16 protein-coding genes are annotated in these 16,887 nt (G+C 60.8%); 12 read left to right on the top strand and 4 right to left on the bottom strand.

Going from position 1 to position 16,887, the window contains the following annotated elements; all coding sequences use genetic code 11:
- Window positions 1–42 precede the first annotated feature (42 nt).
- Window positions 43–168: a type B 50S ribosomal protein L36 gene (gene ykgO, locus AB6O04_RS10835; RefSeq protein ID WP_010342887.1), complete on the bottom strand. Its 126-nt coding sequence runs from the start codon at window positions 166–168 to the stop codon at window positions 43–45.
- A gap of 171 nt (window positions 169–339) precedes the next feature.
- Between ykgO and cmk the strand changes: the two genes are divergently transcribed.
- The 10 genes from cmk to AB6O04_RS10785 all read left to right on the top strand — a co-directional run bounded on the left by cmk (window position 340) and on the right by AB6O04_RS10785 (window position 10,512).
- Window positions 340–1,008 (top strand): (d)CMP kinase, encoded by a 669-nt coding sequence (gene cmk / locus AB6O04_RS10830; RefSeq protein ID WP_337342021.1) that lies wholly within the window; start codon window positions 340–342, stop codon window positions 1,006–1,008.
- 195 nt (window positions 1,009–1,203) lie between these two features.
- On the top strand, window positions 1,204–2,922 hold the full coding sequence (gene rpsA, locus AB6O04_RS10825) for a 30S ribosomal protein S1 (protein ID WP_337342020.1): 1,719 nt from the start codon (window positions 1,204–1,206) through the stop codon (window positions 2,920–2,922).
- 88 nt (window positions 2,923–3,010) lie between these two features.
- Window positions 3,011–3,316 (top strand): integration host factor subunit beta, encoded by a 306-nt coding sequence (locus AB6O04_RS10820; RefSeq protein WP_368563894.1) that lies wholly within the window; start codon window positions 3,011–3,013, stop codon window positions 3,314–3,316.
- 83 nt (window positions 3,317–3,399) lie between these two features.
- The gene (locus AB6O04_RS10815) at window positions 3,400–3,675 is read left to right on the top strand and encodes a hypothetical protein (RefSeq protein WP_368563893.1); all 276 of its coding nucleotides are present in this window, start codon (window positions 3,400–3,402) and stop codon (window positions 3,673–3,675) included.
- A 3-nt stretch (window positions 3,676–3,678) separates the two neighbouring features.
- Complete coding sequence (lapB, locus tag AB6O04_RS10810; protein WP_368563892.1) at window positions 3,679–4,857, top strand: lipopolysaccharide assembly protein LapB; 1,179 nt, start codon at window positions 3,679–3,681, stop codon at window positions 4,855–4,857.
- Window positions 4,857–5,840: a glycosyltransferase family 4 protein gene (locus tag AB6O04_RS10805; RefSeq protein WP_368563891.1), complete on the top strand. Its 984-nt coding sequence runs from the start codon at window positions 4,857–4,859 to the stop codon at window positions 5,838–5,840. The genes lapB and AB6O04_RS10805 overlap by 1 nt, the downstream gene beginning before the upstream one ends.
- A gap of 4 nt (window positions 5,841–5,844) precedes the next feature.
- On the top strand, window positions 5,845–7,764 hold the full coding sequence (locus AB6O04_RS10800; protein WP_368563890.1) for a polysaccharide biosynthesis protein: 1,920 nt from the start codon (window positions 5,845–5,847) through the stop codon (window positions 7,762–7,764).
- A complete protein-coding gene (gene galU, locus AB6O04_RS10795; RefSeq protein WP_368563889.1) occupies window positions 7,761–8,663 on the top strand; it encodes a UTP--glucose-1-phosphate uridylyltransferase GalU in 903 nt (300 codons plus the stop codon). The genes AB6O04_RS10800 and galU overlap by 4 nt, the downstream gene beginning before the upstream one ends.
- A 215-nt stretch (window positions 8,664–8,878) precedes the next feature.
- Window positions 8,879–10,174, top strand: a complete 1,296-nt coding sequence (locus tag AB6O04_RS10790; RefSeq protein WP_368563888.1) for an NAD(P)/FAD-dependent oxidoreductase — start codon at window positions 8,879–8,881, stop codon at window positions 10,172–10,174.
- On the top strand, window positions 10,171–10,512 hold the full coding sequence (locus AB6O04_RS10785; protein WP_368563887.1) for a tRNA-binding protein: 342 nt from the start codon (window positions 10,171–10,173) through the stop codon (window positions 10,510–10,512). Before AB6O04_RS10790 ends, AB6O04_RS10785 begins: the two co-directional genes overlap by 4 nt.
- 122 nt (window positions 10,513–10,634) lie before the next feature.
- Here the strand turns inward: AB6O04_RS10785 and AB6O04_RS10780 are convergent, their stop codons facing one another.
- The 3 genes from AB6O04_RS10780 to AB6O04_RS10770 all read right to left on the bottom strand — a co-directional run bounded on the left by AB6O04_RS10780 (window position 10,635) and on the right by AB6O04_RS10770 (window position 15,055).
- Window positions 10,635–11,843, bottom strand: coding sequence for an acetyl-CoA C-acyltransferase (locus AB6O04_RS10780; RefSeq protein WP_368563886.1), 1,209 nt, complete (start codon window positions 11,841–11,843; stop codon window positions 10,635–10,637).
- Between the two features lie 181 nt (window positions 11,844–12,024).
- The gene (locus AB6O04_RS10775) at window positions 12,025–14,397 is read right to left on the bottom strand and encodes a 3-hydroxyacyl-CoA dehydrogenase/enoyl-CoA hydratase family protein (RefSeq protein WP_368563885.1); all 2,373 of its coding nucleotides are present in this window, start codon (window positions 14,395–14,397) and stop codon (window positions 12,025–12,027) included.
- Window positions 14,398–14,422: 25 nt separating this feature from the next.
- On the bottom strand, window positions 14,423–15,055 hold the full coding sequence (locus tag AB6O04_RS10770) for a TetR/AcrR family transcriptional regulator (RefSeq protein ID WP_368563884.1): 633 nt from the start codon (window positions 15,053–15,055) through the stop codon (window positions 14,423–14,425).
- Between the two features lie 213 nt (window positions 15,056–15,268).
- Here AB6O04_RS10770 and ndk point away from each other — a divergent pair, with 213 nt between their 5' ends.
- Window positions 15,269–15,694 carry a nucleoside-diphosphate kinase gene (gene ndk / locus AB6O04_RS10765; protein ID WP_368563883.1) on the top strand — a complete coding sequence of 142 codons (426 nt, stop codon included), beginning with the start codon at window positions 15,269–15,271 and terminating at the stop codon, window positions 15,692–15,694.
- Between the two features lie 13 nt (window positions 15,695–15,707).
- Window positions 15,708–16,868, top strand: a complete 1,161-nt coding sequence (gene rlmN, locus AB6O04_RS10760; protein ID WP_368563882.1) for a 23S rRNA (adenine(2503)-C(2))-methyltransferase RlmN — start codon at window positions 15,708–15,710, stop codon at window positions 16,866–16,868.
- Window positions 16,869–16,887: the final 19 nt, after the last annotated feature.

The raw sequence follows: 16,887 nt of genomic DNA, 5'->3' as shown, positions 1-16,887 counted from the left end.
TCTGTTTCAGACGCTGGCGCGCCTTGGGCGTGCCTATGTGTTTCAGCGCTGGCGCGCTTTGAAACGCGGATTCGACTTGCAAATCACGAAGACCTTGCCGCGGCGGCGGACCACCTTGCAGTCGCGGTGACGGGCCTTCGCCGACTTCAGGGAGGACAGGACCTTCATGACATAAACCTCGGCGTAAAAATAAATAGGGGCGAAACTAAGCCGGCTATTCTAGCGGCCTTTCCGTCTGTAGATCAAGTGGTTGCGTCAGCTTTTCGTGCCGGATCGGTTCCACGGCCGCTGGCCGGCTGCAAACCGACGGCATAATGGGCGAAAAATACAGGAACGACCATGCCAGACACCATTCCCGTGCTGACCATCGATGGCCCGTCCGGCGCAGGCAAGGGCACCGTCAGCCGGATTGCCGCCAACCGCCTGGGCTGGTGCTACCTGGATTCAGGGGCGCTATACCGGGCAGTGGGGGTGGCGGCAAGTTGGTCGGACCTGGACATCTCCGACGCCGCGGCATTGGTGCGGTGCACCTTCGATACCAGGGTCGATTTCCGCGAAACGGAACAGGGGCTGCGGGTGCTGGTCAACGGTGTGGACGCAACCGAGGAGTTGCGCCTGGAAACCACCGGTGCGGTGGCATCGGCTATCGCTGCTTTTCCCGAGGTGCGCTCGGCGCTGAAGGAGCGCCAGCGGGCCTTTCGCCAGGCGCCAGGGTTGGTAGCCGATGGCCGGGATATGGGCACGGTCATCTTCCCGGACGCGCCATACAAGGTGTTTCTGACCGCCAGCGCCGAGGAGCGAGCGGAAAGGCGCTATAAGCAGTTGAAAGACAAGGGGGTTTCCGTTACCTTAGACGGTCTGCTACGCGAGATTCTCGCCCGCGACGCCCGAGATGCACAACGCACGGTGGCGCCGTTGCGCCCGGCCGAAGATGCCGTGCTCATCGACACCACCGGTTTGTCCATCGATGAAGTCGTCGAGCGTGTTCTGGCCATAGTGAAATCCTAGCCGCGGCTTCCTGCGGCTGCTCTGAGTTCTTTTCCGATTTGGAAAGGTAATGAAAGAAAAAGGTTTCCAGCCAGCGCAGGGAATATTTCTTGGCAGAAACCGTCCCGGAACGCTGCAATTTCAGCAGCGCCGGTTAATCCACATCAACACACGGTACTTAGTACCGAAAGGGTGGACAGGGGGAGCGCCGATGCGGTGCACGCCTGTCCGTGTGTCCAACCGAGTAATCAATCAATGACCGAATCATTCGCAGAACTGTTTGAACAGAGCCAGACCCATCTGGCCAAGCTGAAGCCGGGCGCTATCGTCACGGGCATCGTTGTGGAAGTCCGCAATGACGTGGTGGTGATCAATGCCGGCCTGAAGTCTGAAGGCATCGTGCCGATCGAACAGTTCCGTAACGACGCCGGCGAAATCGACGTGGGCGTGGGCGACGAAGTGAAAGTCGCGCTCGACTCGCTCGAAAACGGCTTCGGCGAAACCGTCCTCTCGCGCGAGAAAGCAAAGCGCGCCATGGTATGGGACGAGCTGGAAGAAGCCCTGGAAAAGAACGAAACCATCACCGGCCGCATCAGCGGCAAGGTCAAGGGTGGTTTCACCGTCGACATCAAGGACGTCCGCGCATTCCTGCCGGGCTCGCTGGTCGACGTGCGCCCTGTGCGCGACCCGGGCTACCTGGAAGGCAAGGAGCTGGAATTCAAGCTCATCAAGCTGGACCGCAAGCGCAACAACGTGGTCGTCTCCCGCCGTGCGGTGGTCGAGAGCGAGCATTCGGAAGAGCGCGAGCAGTTGATGGACAAGCTGCAGGAAGGCGTGGTGCTGAAGGGTGTGGTCAAGAACCTCACCGATTACGGTGCGTTCGTCGACCTGGGCGGCATCGATGGTCTGCTTCACATCACCGACATGGCCTGGAAGCGCGTGCGCCATCCGTCCGAAGTCGTGGAAGTCGGCCAGGAACTGGACGTCCGCGTGCTGAAGTACGACCGCGAGCGTAACCGCGTCAGCCTGGGCCTGAAGCAGCTGGGCGAGGATCCGTGGGACAACATCGCACGCCGCTACCCGGCCAACAGCCGCGTGTTCGGCAAGGTCTCCAACGTTACCGATTACGGCGCGTTCGTCGAGATCGAGCCGGGCGTCGAAGGCCTGGTGCACGTTTCCGAGATGGACTGGACCAACAAGAACGTCAATCCGTCCAAGGTGGTGCAGGTTGGCGATGACGTCGAAGTGATGGTGCTGGACGTGGACGAAGAGCGTCGCCGCATCTCGCTGGGCATGAAGCAGGTTGCCGCCAATCCGTGGGAAACCTTCGCCGCGATCCATAAGAAGGGCGACAAGGTTTCCGGCCAGATCAAGTCGATCACCGACTTCGGCATCTTCATCGGCCTGGACGGCGGCATTGATGGCCTGATCCACTTGTCCGACATCAGCTGGAACTCCACCGGCGAGGACATCGCTCGCAACTTCAAGAAGGGCGACACGCTGGAAGCCGTGGTGTTGGCCGTCGATCCGGAACGCGAGCGCATCAGCCTGGGCGTCAAGCAGCTGGAGCAGGATCCGTTTGGCCAGTACATGGCTACCCATCCGAAGGGCTCGAAGGTCGAAGGCGTGGTGAAGGAAGTCGACGCCAAGGGCGCGACGATCGAACTGGGCGACGGCATTGAAGGCTATGTGTCGGCCCGCGATGTCGCCAACGAGCGCGTGGATGACGCCAGCCAGCACCTGAAGGTGGGCGACAAGGTCGAAGCCAAGTTCATCGGCATGGACCGCAAGGGCCGTACGCTGCAACTGTCGATCAAGGCCAAGGACGACGCCGAGATGCGCGAAGTGCTGGAGGAATACCAGTCCGCTTCGGGTGGCACCACCCAGCTCGGCGCGTTGCTGCGCGCCCAGCTGGACGGCAACAAGTCCGAGTAAGCCAATAGCAAGTCCAAGCAAGTCAAATCCCCGCCGGCCCGGGTTTTCCCGGGCTGGTCGTGGGTGTACCCGCCCGATGCCGTAAGCGATGACCAAATCCGAACTCATCGAAATCCTGGCCCGCCGCCAACCTCACCTGAAGGCTGAAGACGTCGATCTCGCCGTCAAGGCGCTGCTGGAGATGATGGGTGGAGCGCTGGCGCAGGGCGATCGCATCGAGATCCGCGGATTCGGTAGTTTTTCGCTGCACTATCGACCGCCGCGTTTGGGACGTAATCCCAAGACGGGCGAGTCGGTTGCATTGCCAGCCAAGCATGTTCCGCATTTCAAACCGGGTAAGGAACTGCGCGAACGCGTCAGCAGCGTCACGCCAATTGAAGAGAACGGCGAGTAGAGCACCTCTCCAGAGCTGCCGCCGCCATGTTCGGCGGAGAGCGTCTCGGCTAAGCTAGGCACCCGATCGCAAGGAGCTGCCTGATGAATATCTTTCGTTTGATCGTCGCGCTGGTTTTTCTGGTCGCCGGTCTGATCATCGGGTTTCTCAACGACAGTCCGGCTATTACGCTGGATCTGGTCTTCTTCCAGTGGTCGACCACTCCGGGCAACGCCATCATTCTCTCGCTACTGACCGGTGTGGTTGTTGGCGGATCAATTATTTTCGCGACCTTGGTGCTGCCGCTGTACGCCAAGCTCCGCAAAGCAGCCAAAAGCCAATCGTCCGCTCCGGCTTCCACTCCTCCCGCAGGCGGCTAAACAATGGCGTTCGTCACCGAATGGTTTTGGTTCTTTCTGTTTCTTCCGCTGGCAGCGCTGAGCGGGTGGGTGATAGGACGACGGGGCGGGCAACGTCATGGCGATACTCAGGTCAGCCGATTATCGAGCACCTACTTCCGTGGTCTGAATTATCTGCTCAACGAGCAGCCGGATAAGGCGATCGAACTCTTTCTGCACATCGCCGAACTGGACAAGGAAACCTTTGAAACCCAGGTGGCGCTGGGGCACCTGTTCCGCCGTCGTGGAGAAGTGGACCGGGCGATTCGTCTTCACCAGGGCTTGGTGCAACGGCCGGACCTGAGCGACCAGCAGAAGGTGCAGGCATTGCTGGCGCTGGGTGAGGACTATATGCGCTCCGGGTTGCTGGATCGTGCGGAGACGGTTTTCAGCGATTTGGCCAGAATCGATCAGCGCGCGCCCCAGGCTTTGAAGCACCTGATCGGCATCTATCAAGCCGAGCGCGATTGGGAAAAAGCCATCGACAACGCGCTTCGCTATGAGGAAGTCACCGGAGAGCCGATGGGCAAGCTGGTGGCGCAGTTCGAGTGCGAGTTAGCCGAGCGACATCGCGCCGCCAACCAGGTGGATAGCGCGCGCAAAGCCATTGCCAGGGCGTATCAGGCGGACGCGGGTTGCGTGCGGGCCGGCATATTGGAGGGCCGTCTTGAGTCCGATGCGGGTAATCACGATGCGGCCATTCGTGCTTTCGAACGCGCTGCCCGTCACGACCCGGATTATCTGCCGGAAGTGCTACCTGGCCTGCTCGCAAATTACGAACATGTGGGTGACCTTTCCGGTGCTCGGGCGTTCCTGTCGGAAATGTGCGAGCACTACCGTGGCATCGCTCCGGTGCTCGCCTTGACCAAGCTGGTCGAACGTCAGGACGGCGTGGCAGCGGCGCGGGCTTACCTGGCCCGACAGTTGAAGGACCGACCATCGGTGCGCGGCGAAGCAGCATTGATCGACTTGACGCTAGCGGAAGGCGCCGATCCGGAAGCCACGCTGCATGACCTCAAGCACATCACCGACCAGTTGCTGGTTCGCAACCCGAGCTATCGCTGCTCCCGGTGTGGTTTTGGTGCCCGCACTCATCATTGGCAATGTCCCAGTTGCAAGGAATGGGGCACGATCAAGCCGCTATTGAATTACGCGGTGGTGTAATGCCGAAAGTGATGTTCTGGCTGCTGCTGCACTTCCTGATCGCGGCGGCCGTCACCTGGCTGGCCCGTCACTATGCGCTACGGAGCAATCTGTTGGATCAGCCCGGCGAGCGGCGCAGCCATCAGGTGGCAACGCCGCGCGGCGGGGGAGTTTCGATAGTCGTCGTATTGCTGGTGGCCGGAGCCTGCCTCTGGTGGCGAGCTCCTGGCGGCGAACTGATGCTGCCCGCCTTTCTAGCGGGGTTGCTGCTGACGGCGGGAATAGGCTGGTGGGACGACCACCGTCCACTGTCCCCTTGGCTACGCTTGGCCGTGCACGGGATAGCAGCAATGATCCTGGCAGCGGCGACCTACCGGACCACCGGGAGCTGGGTGCAGGGCACCGCCGCGCTAGTCTTCGTCATGGTGCTGGTCAATGTCTGGAACTTCATGGACGGCATCGATGGCCTTGCGGCCAGCCAAGCCGCCTTCGCCGCCATCGCATTCACTCTGGCATTGACAGGGCCCTGGTCCTGGTTAGCGGCGGCCCTGCTAGCGGCGTGCTGCGGGTTTTTGCCTTTTAATTTCCCAAAAGCACGCATCTTCCTGGGGGATGTCGGCAGTGGGGCGCTGGGGTTCGCGTTAGCGGGCCTGATGGCAGCCGGTTTGTCGGTCTCGTCCATTGGCTGGCCGCTGTTGCTATTGCCGATGAGCGCTTTCCTTGTGGACGCGAGTTTCACACTGACTTCGCGCATTCTGCGCCGGCAGCGCTGGTGGACTCCGCACGTCGAACACCTCTATCAGCGCCTTTCCCGGCGATACGGGCACATAAATGTAACCGTTATCTATGGCGTGTTCGCATTTGTTACTTTGGCGTTAATGTTGGTGTTGTCTAATGTTACGCTGCCGACGGCGATGATCGTCACGTCCGTTGCTTACCTGGTAACGCTAACGCTCAGAGCAGGCCTACGCAGGATGGTGCGGGAACAATGCCAAGGAGATTGATGTAATGAGTTCGTGGCGAGATCGGGTCACCAGTGCGCTGCCGCGCTTGGCGGTGGCTAGTCACGACCTGGTTATGGTGTGGTTGTGCTGGCAGGTGCTGCATCGCCTGCGTTATGCAATGCTGCCCGAGTCACCGGATTTCCCGCTTTGGTCGAACGAAGTCGCCATTGTCCTGTTGGGCCAGGGAATGGTGTTCTGGTGGATGGGTCTTTATCGTGGTCTCTGGCGATTTGCGAGCCTGCCGGACCTGTGGAATTTGCTGAAGGCCTCGGCGCTCGGCTCGCTGGCCGTGGTCGCCGGCCTGTTCTTCTACAATCGCTTCGGGTCGGTGCCGCGTGCGGTGCTGGGTCTTTATCCTTTCGTGCTGATAGGTTTTCTGGGTCTGCCGCGCCTGGTCTACCGGGCATGGAAGGACAATCAGGCCAACCGTTCGCACGAGGCTGCCTCCCGCGTACTGATCCTGGGCGCGGGGCGTGCGGGCGAAGCGCTGGTTCGAGAGTTGCGCCGCACCGGTATCTACTACCCCGTGGCGTTCCTGGATGATGCGGTCAGGCTGCACGGGTCCAAGCTTCAGGGGGTCCCGGTTCTCGGCGGGCTGGAAAGCGCCGCGGCGATAGCCCGAGAAACCGCCGCCAAGTTGCTGGTCATCGCCATGCCTTCGTTGGATGCGCCAGCCATGCAGCGGGTGGTCGCCATCTGCGAAAGCACGGGATTGCCGTTCCGCATGGTTCCTCGCCTGGTGAATGTGCTGGAAGGGCAGTCAATGCCCGGTGATCTCAAAGAAGTGGCCATCGAGGATCTGCTTGGCCGCAAGTCGGTTATGCCGGACTGGAAGCTGATACGCGGGTGGTTGGGCGGGCGTACCGTGTTGGTGACGGGTGCCGGTGGTTCGATCGGTTCGGAGCTTTGCCGCCAGTGCGCCCGTCACGGTGCGCAGCGCATCGCATTGCTGGAAATCGATGAGCTGGCATTGATCACGATCCAAGGCGATCTGCAGCGCGCTTTTCCTGATCTCGAAATTCTTCCCGTGCTGGGCAACTGCGGGGATCCCGCGGTGATCGCACACGCGCTGAGGATTTCCGAGCCAGATGCGGTCTTCCATGCGGCTGCGTACAAGCAGGTGCCACTGCTGGAGCAGCACCTGCGTGAGGCGATTGGCAACAATGTGCTGGCGACCGAGACGGTGGCGCGTGCGTGCCGCGAAACAGGTGTGGCTACCTTCGTACTGATTTCCACGGACAAGGCTGTAGACCCGGTCAATGTGCTTGGCGCCACCAAGAGGCTGGCCGAAATGACCTGCCAAGCGCTGGATGACGGACGTGCCAGTACGCGCTATGTCACCGTGCGGTTCGGCAATGTGCTGGACTCCGCCGGCAGCGTGGTGCCTCTATTCCGCGAACAGATCCGCAAGGGTGGGCCGGTAACGGTGACCGATCCGGAGGTCACTCGCTACTTCATGACGATTCCTGAAGCCAGCCAGCTGATTCTGCAGGCCGCTGCTGGGGCAGCTCATGCCTCCATCTATACCTTGGACATGGGCGAGCCGGTGCCGATCCGCTTGCTCGCCGAACAGATGATCCGGCTGGCGGGCAAGCAACCGGGCCGGGACATCGCAATCGTCTACACCGGTCTGCGTCCTGGTGAAAAGCTGCACGAGAACCTGTTTCATGTCGACGAGCGTTATCGCCCGACCTCGCATTCGAAAATCATGCAGGCCGAAGCACGCGAAGTGTCACCCGAGTTCATCGAATTAGCGCTACAACGCCTGCGGGGAGCCTTCGTCCGCTATGACACCGCGGAACTACAAGAAGTTCTGCGCGTTGCCGTGCCAGACTTCAAACCGCTCATCCGTGAAGAAGATGCAAACGGAGCGTCGGCTAATATTGTCGTCTTCCCCGCTCGTGAGGCCAGAAAGACCCGATGACGCAGCGCATACGAAAGGCAGTATTCCCGGTAGCCGGGTTGGGTACGCGATTCCTTCCGGCGACCAAAACGGTTCCCAAGGAAATGCTGCCGATCATTGATAAGCCGCTGATCCAGTACGCCGTCGATGAAGCGATAGAAGCAGGTTGCGACACCTTGATCTTCGTCACCAATCGCTACAAGCATTCGGTGGCGGACTATTTCGACAAAGCCTATGAGCTGGAACAGAAGCTCGAAAGGGCTGGCAAAACCGAGCAACTGGAGCTGGTACGCAATGTGCTGCCGCCGCATGTGCGCGCGGTGTTCGTGACCCAGGCCGAAGCGCTGGGTTTAGGCCATGCGGTGCTTTGCGCCAAGCCCATCGTCGGCGACGAACCGTTCGCGGTATTGCTGCCGGACGATCTGATCTGGAACCGCGGGGGTGCCGGCGCGCTGGCGCAGATGGCGGATGCCGCCGAAGCTTCCGGCGCCAGCATCATCGCCGTGCAGGACGTGCCGCGCGATCAGACCGGTAGCTATGGCATCGTGGCCACGGAGCCATTCGGTGGCCGCTCCGGGCGCATCACCGCTATCGTCGAAAAGCCCAAGCCCGACGTAGCCCCCAGCACTCTCGCGGTGGTCGGGCGCTACGTGCTGGATTCGCGGATTTTCCCGCTGCTCGAAAGCACCACCCCGGGCGCCGGCGGCGAAATCCAGCTGACCGACGCCATCGCGACGTTGATGGCCGAGTCGCAAGTGCATGCCTATCGCTTCCAGGGCACCCGCTTCGATTGCGGCACCCACATCGGCTTGATCGAGGCCACGATCCGCTACGCGCTGGACCATGAAAAGCTGAGCGATGCGGCCCGCACCATGATGCAGGATGCATTGAGCGAACTGGGCGTGCAGGACCTCCAGTAGGCTACGCAGGCAGCAGAGATCATCGAGCGATCTGTAGGAGCGCCGTCTCGGCGCGAGCTTTCGGCTTCTAGGCGGCCTACGAGGAAGAGCTCGCGGCCAGAGGCCGCTCCTACAACGGCAAAGCCCAACGGCGCCAAGAGCCCGGGTAGGTGCGATACAAGTAGGCACCTGCGGTAGGCTAAGCGCTGCGCAATGCGTCGTAGCGCTTGGTTGATATGCCGACACCACCTCGCGATTATTACCGTGCCACCGTTGTCGATTCTTCCGCTTATGCCTCCTTGCAAGGCAGGCGGGAGGCGAGCGTATGCGTCATAGGTGGTGGGTTCGCCGGACTGAATACTGCATTGGGGCTCGCCGAGCGGGGCGTGACCAGTGTGACGGTACTGGAATCCGAGGACGTGGGTTTCGGTGCGTCTGGCCGCAATGGAGGATTCGTCTTTGCTGGGTTCTCGCGTGGCGAGGAAGCGTTGCTACGGGAGCTTGGCCCGCAACGGGCCAAGGCGCTGTATGCCGGCACCCGTGACGCCGTGGAAACTATCCGTCGCCGCATCCAGCACTACCGCATCGATTGCGATGTCACCGAAGCCGGTGTGATCTGGGCGAACTGGTTTCAGGATTCCGGCCTTTTGCGCTCTCGTCAGCGTCTGCTAGCAGAGCACTATGACGCGTATTGGCAATGGCTACCGCAAGCCGAATTGCGTGGAAAAGTCCGCAGCGAGCGCTATCACGATGCGCTATTCGAAGCTCAGGGTTTTCACTTCCATCCACTGAAATATGCGCACGGCGTTGCACGCGCCGCAGTCGATCAGGGCGTCTCTATCTTCGAAAAATCACCCTCAATTGCGTTGGAGCGGAAAGGTAACGCCTGGTGCGTCCGTACACCAAGCGGCGAAGTCCATGCGCGGAAGGTGGTATTGGCCTGTGGCGGCTACTTGGCCGGGCTGGTGCGTCGTGTCGATGCGGGTGTGCTGCCCATTGCCACCTACGTGATGGTGACGGAGCCATTGGCTGAGCGGATGTCGGATGTCCTAACGACGGGCGCCGCCATCTACGACACGCGTTTTGCCTTTGACTACTATCGCCCGCTTCCCGACACGCGGCTTCTATGGGGTGGCCGGATATCGATACTGGACCGATCGCCGCAGGCGGTGAAGCGTCTGTTGTACCGTGATCTGATGAAGGTATTTCCGCAGATGGAAGGTACGACCATCGAGTATGCGTGGTCGGGATTGATGAGCTATGCGCGCCACCAGATGCCGCAGATCGGGCGCATCGACGATGGGCTTTGGTTGGCGCAGGCGTTCGGTGGGCATGGCGTGGCGCCAACAACCTTCGCGGGTGAAGTGCTGGCTGCGGCCATCGCCGAAGGCAGCGAGCGATGGCGGGAATTCTCCGATTACGGGCTGGTGTCGGCTTTGAAGCCAGCGGGATTTGTCGGCGCGCAGTTGGAGTATTGGTGGGCGGAATTCAAGGATGCTTGGAAAGACCGAATGGAAAAGCGAAACGCATGAGTGAGAACGACACGATTACCTGGGCCGATTTCGAGAAAGTGCTGATCTGCGCCGGTACCGTGGTACGGGTGGAGGAATTTCCGGAAGCGCGCAAGCCTGCCTGGAAGCTGTGGGTGGATTTCGGGCCATATGGCACCAGGAAATCCAGCGCGCAAGTGACCAACCTTTACTCTGCGGGCGAACTTACAGGCCGACAGATCGTCGGTGTGATCAACTTCCCGCCCAAACAGATAGGACCTTTCGTTTCTGAATTTCTATTGACCGGCTTCTCTACGGAAGTAGGGGTAGTGGTGACAGCGATTGAGCGGCCGGTACCCAACGGTACCCGGTTGGCGTAACCATCGCGCCTTCAGGCCGAGGGCGATGTGGAACAACACGTCGATAATCCTGCCATCGGCAGGCTTCACTCAGGCAAAGAAAGGGCAGCCAGAGCTGCCCTTTCTTCACTGCTGGTAAGAACTCAGAGCGCCTCGAAAATGCCCGCCGCACCCATGCCGGTACCAATGCACATCGTCACCATGCCGTATTTCTGCTGGCGGCGGCGCAGGCCGTGCACGATGGTGGCGGTACGTACCGCGCCGGTAGCGCCTAATGGGTGGCCCAGCGCGATGGCGCCGCCCAGCGGGTTGACCTTGGCCGGATCCAATCCGGAATCCCGGATCACCGCCAACGCCTGTGCGGCGAAGGCTTCGTTGAGTTCGATCCAGTCCAGTTGGTCCTTGGTCAACCCCGCTTGTTTCAGCGCCTTGGGAATCGCCGCGATCGGGCCAATGCCCATCACTTCCGGCCGAACACCAGCGACCGAGAAACTTACGAAACGGGCCAGAGGAGTCAGTCCGTAATCCTTGATGGCTTGTTCCGATGCCAGCAGCACCGCACCGGCGCCGTCGCTCATCTGCGAACTGTTGCCGGCGGTGACGCTGCCGCCGAACTGACCATTGCGGAACACCGGGCGCAGCTTGGCCAAACCCTCCGCAGAGGAATCCGGACGTGGACCTTCATCGTTCTCCACCAATGCTTTCTTCAAACGAATCGTGTTGCCGGCCAGATCGGGCAGGTGCGAAACGACTTCGTACGGCGAAATCTCGTTCTTGAACTCGCCAGCTTGTATGGCCGCGATGGCTTTCTGATGCGAAGCCAGGGCGAAGGCATCCTGATCTTCGCGCGAAATCTTCCATTCCTCGGCCACTTTCTCTGCCGTGATGCCCATGCCGTACGCGATGGCGATGTTCTCGTCCTTGGCGAAGACGCTGGGGCTTAGCGCGACCTTGTTGCCCATCATCGGCACCATCGACATTGATTCGGTACCGCCAGCCAGCATCAGGTCGGCATTGCCCAAGCGGATCTGGTCCGCCGCCAGGGCGACTGCCTGCAGGCCGGAGGAACAGAAACGGTTGATAGTTTGCGCCGCGATGGTGTTGGGCAGGCCTGCCAGCAGCACGCCGATGCGTGCCACGTTCATGCCTTGCTCGCCCTCAGGCATCGCGCAGCCGATGATGGCGTCGTCGATGCGATTCACGTCGATGCCGGGTGCCTGCGCAATCACGGCCCGCAGCACATGCGCCAGCATGTCGTCGGGACGGGTGTTGCGGAAAACCCCTTTGGGCGCCTTGCCAACCGGCGTGCGCGTGGCGGCGACGATGTAGGCTTCTTGGATTTGTTTGCTCATTGGTTTGATCTCGAAAGCGGGAACGGGGAACAGGGAACGGGGATTGAGACGCTACTGTCGTCGAAGCGTTCAAGATTCTTCCGGCTGTTCGTTTCGGTATCTCGATGGAGTCGCGGAAACCAAAGGCCTGCGGAAATCGTCATTCCCAATTCCCTGTTCCCCGTTCCCGCTTCTCCTGTCATCAGTTCCTCAACGGCTTACCCGTCTTCAGCATGTGACCGATACGTGCCTGGGTCTTTTCCTGCTGGGCCAGTTCAACGAAGTGCTTGCGTTCGAGTTTCAGCAGCCATTCTTCGTCCACCAGCGACCCGCGATCGATCTCGCCGCCACAAATAACCGTGGCGATCCGGGTGGCGATTTCGTAGTCGTACTCGCTGATGAAGCGGCCCTCCAGCATGTTGACCAGCATCATCTTGAAGGTGGCGATGCCGACATCGCCGGCCACCTGGATGCGGCGGGCGGGCAGAGGCGGGCGATAACCGCTTTCAGCCATCGACAGCACCTGCTGCTTCGCCACGTACAGCTGTTCGTAGGCGTTGAAGACCACCTGATCGGTAGTGCGCAGCAATCCCAATTCCTTCGCTTCGAAGGCGGAGGTGGACACCTTGGCCATCGCGACGGTTTCGAAAGTGCGCTTGAGTTCGGCGAACACGTCGCCGCCGGGGCCTGCGGCTTGCGAAGCGCGCACCGCAATTTCCTTCAGACCACCACCTGCAGGCAGTAAGCCGACGCCGGCCTCGACCAGACCGATGTAGCTTTCCAGCGAAGCCACCGTCTTGGCGCTGTGCATCTGGAACTCGCACCCTCCGCCCAAAGCCAAACCGCGTACCGCTGCTATGACGGGCACCAGCGAATACTTGATGCGCTGACTGGTTGCCTGGAAATTGGCCACCATCGCTTCGAACTCGGCGATCTTGCCGGCTTGCAGCGCGCCCAGCGCGCCGGCCAGATCGGCGCCGGCGGAGAACGGCTCTTTCTGCTGCCAGATCACCAGTCCCTTGAAGTCCTGCTCGGCTTTGCCGATGGCCGCTTGCAGGCCGTCCAGCACCGCGTCGGACACGGTGTTCATCTTGGTCTTGAAGCCGACCACGGCGACGCCATCGCCGTCGGTCCACATGCGGACACCGTCGTTCTCGTAGACGGTTTCACCCTGCGCAAAAGCCTCGCCCAGCAGCGGATCTGGGAAGCGCTGGCGCTGGTAGACCGGCAGTGCGGAGCGGGGCAGCTTGGCATTCTTGATCGGGCTGTAGCTGCCTTCCGCGGCGTGCACGCCTTCGCGACCGTCGAACACCCAATCCGGCAGCGGCGCGCTGCTCATCGCCTTGCCGGCGACGATGTCATCGGCAATCCACTGCGCCACCTGCTTCCAGCCGGCAGCCTGCCAAGTTTCGAACGGACCCAGCGACCAGCCATAGCCCCAGCGGATCGCCAGATCCACATCACGCGCGGTATCTGCGATATCCGCCAAGTGGTAGGCGCTGTAGTGAAACAGATCTCGGAACACCGCCCACAGGAACTTCGCCTGCGGATGCGGGCTTTCGCGCAGCTTGGCGAATTTCTCCGCCGGGTTCTTGATCTTCAGAATCTCGATGATTTCCGGAGCGGCGGCACGGTCGGAGGGACGGTAGTCCTGCTTCTCCATATCCAACACCACGATGTCTTTCCCGACCTTCCGGAAGATGCCGGCGCCGGTCTTCTGGCCCAGGGCGCCCTTGGCGATCAGCGCCTGTAACCATTTGGGTGCGGCGAAATACTCGTGCCAAGGATCGTTGGGCAGCGTATCGGCCATGGTCTTGATGACGTGAGCCATGGTGTCCAGGCCCACCACGTCGGACGTGCGGTAGGTGGCGGATTTTGGCCGACCGATCAACGGACCAGTGACAGCATCCACTTCGTCGAAGCCTAGGCCGTTCTCGGCGGTGTGGTGAATGGTGGCCAGAATCGAGAACACACCGATGCGATTGCCGATGAAGTTCGGCGTGTCCTTGGCGTAGACCACGCCTTTGCCCAATGTGGTGGTCAGGAAGGTTTCCAGACCTTCCAACACGGCTGCATCGGTAGTCTTGGCGGGGATCAGTTCGGCCAAGTGCATGTAGCGCGGCGGATTGAAGAAATGCACACCGCAGAAGCGGTGACGCAACTGCTCCGGCAGTACTTCGGACAGGGCATTGATGCCCAGGCCCGAGGTGTTGCTGGCCAGCACGGCATGGTCGGCCACGAAGGGCGCGATTTTCTTGTATAGGTCCTGTTTCCAATCCATCCGCTCAGCGATGGCCTCGATGATCAGGTCGCAGTCCTTCAACTGCTCTAACCCGGTGTCGTAGTTGGCCGGCGTGATGGCATCGGCCAGAGCCTTGGAACCCAGCGGAGCCGGGCTGAGCTTGGCCAGGTTGGCGATCGCCTTCAGCACTACGCCGTCCGGGTGGCCTTCCTTCGCAGGCAGGTCGAACAGCACCGTGTCGACGCCCGCATTGGTCAGGTGAGCAGCGATCTGCGCACCCATGACCCCGGCGCCCAAGACGGCCGCCTTGCGTACAAGCAACTTGTTGGACATTTGGATGAACCCTTGTGTTGGTTGGTTACTTCACGTGGTCGGCCCGCAGGCCGGCCTCGGCAAAACGGATCAGTTCGCGGGCGGCGCGTTCACGATGCGCCGCCTCGGTGATGCCAGCGGGACGTTTGATCAGGCCGAAGTCCGCCATGGCGTAGGTCAGGGCACCGGAGAAGAAGTCCAGCCGCCAGTACAGCTCTTCCTTACTCAATCCCGGTACGCAGGCGGCAATCGCCTTGCCGAATTCACGTAGCACATGGCCATAGTGGTCGGACAGGAACTGGCGCAGGCCGTCGTTCTTTTCGGCGTAGGCGCGGGCAATGACACGCACGAAGGCGCCACCGCCGTGTCGGTCCTGGGCCAGTGCCAGTGCCGGCTGCACGAAAGCGGCCAGGATGGGTTCCAGCTCACCGGGGTGCTGCTCCAGGGCGGTTCTAAGCTGCGTGAGGCGCTGCGCCGTCATGTCGTCCATTCGGCGACGGAAAACCTCATTGACCAGGTTTTCCTTGGAGCCGAAGTGGTAGTTGACCGCGGCAATATTCACATCGGCGCGGCTGGTGACCTGGCGCAGCGAGGTGCCGGCAAAGCCGTATTGGGCGAACAATTCTTCGGCGGCACCGAGGATGCGGTCCTTGGTGGAAAAGTGTGTGGCATTGCCCATGGGAGTTCCGGTTAATCAAACGCTTGTTTGATTCTGTGCTCATCCCTCGGCGAAGTCATGTTGCGACGCAGCATTATTATGGAGAGGTTATGTAAACCATGTGCGAGATACGTTAGAATCCCGCTACGCTTGTTAGGCTAAGCCCGCGTTTCGACGCGGGTTTTTTCATGTTAACCTTGGGTCTTTAGTGGCCCGCCCAACGGAGAAATCCCCATGGCGCTGGAGCGCACACTGTCAATCGTCAAACCTGATGCCGTCGCCAAGAACGTCGTCGGCGAGATCTATTCGCGTTTCGAAAAGGCCGGTCTGAAGATCGTCGCCTCCAAGATGAAGCATCTGTCTCGCCGTGAGGCGGAAGGTTTCTACGCTGTGCACCGCGAGCGCCCGTTCTTCAACGCGCTGGTCGAGTTCATGATTTCCGGTCCGGTTGCTATCCAGGTGTTGGAAGGCGAGAGCGCCATCCTCAAGAACCGCGAGCTGATGGGCGCGACCAATCCGAAGGATGCAGCGCCGGGCACCATCCGCGCCGACTTTGCCGACAGCATCGATGCCAATGCTGTGCATGGTTCCGATGCGCCGGAAACGGCCGCTCAGGAAATTGCTTATTTCTTCGCCAGCACCGAAGTTTTTTCCCGCTGAACCTGTGATCGACGTGAACGAAGTCGCAGCCAAGAAACAGAATTTGCTCGACCTCGATCGCGAGGGCATGGAGCGCTTCTTCGCCGAGACCCTCGGCGAACAGCGCTACCGTGCCCATCAGGTGATGAAGTGGATCCATCACCGCTACGTCACTGATTTCGACGCCATGACCGACCTCGGCAAGGCATTGCGCGCAAAGCTGCAAGCGCATGCCGAGGTCGTCGCTTTGAACGTCCATTTCGACAAGCCGTCCCATGACGGCACGCACAAGTGGTTGTTGGGCATGGATGGCGGCAGCAATGCCATCGAGACGGTCTACATTCCGGACAAGAACCGCGGCACGCTGTGCGTTTCCTCGCAAGTGGGATGCGCGCTCAATTGCCAGTTCTGCTCCACTGCCACGCAGGGTTTCAATCGCAACCTGTCCGCTGCCGAGATCATCGGCCAAGTGTGGATCGCCGCGCGCCATCTGGGCAACGTGCCGCATCAGCAGCGCAAGCTCACCAACGTGGTGATGATGGGCATGGGCGAGCCACTGATGAATTTCGACAATGTCGTGCGTGCGATGAACATCATGCGCGACGACCTGGGCTACGGCTTGGCCAGCAAGCGAGTGACGCTGTCTACTGCCGGTCTGGTGCCGATGATCGATCGGCTGTCGGTGGAGACGGATGTTTCGCTGGCGGTTTCGCTGCATGCGCCCAACGATGAGTTGCGTACCGAGCTGGTGCCGCTCAACAAGAAATATCCCATCGAAGAACTGATGGCGGCTTGTGCGCGCTATGTGCGCCACAACAAGAAACGCGATTCGGTCACTTTCGAATACACGATGATGAAAGGCGTCAACGACAAGCCCGAGCATGCGCGCCAGCTCGCCAGGTTGATCCGCCAGTTCGACAATGCGGTGCAATCCAAGGATGCGGGCAAGGTCAACCTGATTCCGTTCAATCCGTTCCCGGGGACCCGTTACGAGCGCTCCACTGAAACCGACATCCGCGCCTTCCAGAAGATATTGCTGGATGCGCAGGTATTGACGATGGTCCGGCGCACACGCGGCGACGATATCGATGCCGCGTGCGGGCAGCTGAAGGGCCAGGTGGTGGACCGTACCCGCCGCCAGGCCGAGTTCCGGCGCCAGCTTGAGGCGCAGGGCATCAGTGATGCGGCTGCATAAAGTAGCGCTGCTCCTAATC

Source organism: Pseudoxanthomonas sp. UTMC 1351, from assembly GCF_040948865.1.
Taxonomy (GTDB): domain Bacteria; phylum Pseudomonadota; class Gammaproteobacteria; order Xanthomonadales; family Xanthomonadaceae; genus Pseudoxanthomonas_A.
The sequence above is the reverse complement of the archived record's forward strand: the minus strand, read 5'-3'. Positions and strand labels throughout refer to the sequence as shown.

Coding starts and splice junctions, on each gene's coding strand:
- ykgO (WP_010342887.1), bottom strand. CDS start 168: ATGAAGGTCCTGTCCTCCCTGAAGTCGGCGAAGGCCCGTCACCGCGAC.
- cmk (WP_337342021.1), top strand. CDS start 340: ATGCCAGACACCATTCCCGTGCTGACCATCGATGGCCCGTCCGGCGCA.
- AB6O04_RS10820 (WP_368563894.1), top strand. CDS start 3,011: ATGACCAAATCCGAACTCATCGAAATCCTGGCCCGCCGCCAACCTCAC.
- AB6O04_RS10815 (WP_368563893.1), top strand. CDS start 3,400: ATGAATATCTTTCGTTTGATCGTCGCGCTGGTTTTTCTGGTCGCCGGT.
- lapB (WP_368563892.1), top strand. CDS start 3,679: ATGGCGTTCGTCACCGAATGGTTTTGGTTCTTTCTGTTTCTTCCGCTG.
- AB6O04_RS10805 (WP_368563891.1), top strand. CDS start 4,857: ATGCCGAAAGTGATGTTCTGGCTGCTGCTGCACTTCCTGATCGCGGCG.
- AB6O04_RS10800 (WP_368563890.1), top strand. CDS start 5,845: ATGAGTTCGTGGCGAGATCGGGTCACCAGTGCGCTGCCGCGCTTGGCG.
- galU (WP_368563889.1), top strand. CDS start 7,761: ATGACGCAGCGCATACGAAAGGCAGTATTCCCGGTAGCCGGGTTGGGT.
- AB6O04_RS10790 (WP_368563888.1), top strand. CDS start 8,879: ATGCCGACACCACCTCGCGATTATTACCGTGCCACCGTTGTCGATTCT.
- AB6O04_RS10785 (WP_368563887.1), top strand. CDS start 10,171: ATGAGTGAGAACGACACGATTACCTGGGCCGATTTCGAGAAAGTGCTG.
- AB6O04_RS10780 (WP_368563886.1), bottom strand. CDS start 11,843: ATGAGCAAACAAATCCAAGAAGCCTACATCGTCGCCGCCACGCGCACG.
- AB6O04_RS10775 (WP_368563885.1), bottom strand. CDS start 14,397: ATGTCCAACAAGTTGCTTGTACGCAAGGCGGCCGTCTTGGGCGCCGGG.
- AB6O04_RS10770 (WP_368563884.1), bottom strand. CDS start 15,055: ATGGGCAATGCCACACACTTTTCCACCAAGGACCGCATCCTCGGTGCC.
- ndk (WP_368563883.1), top strand. CDS start 15,269: ATGGCGCTGGAGCGCACACTGTCAATCGTCAAACCTGATGCCGTCGCC.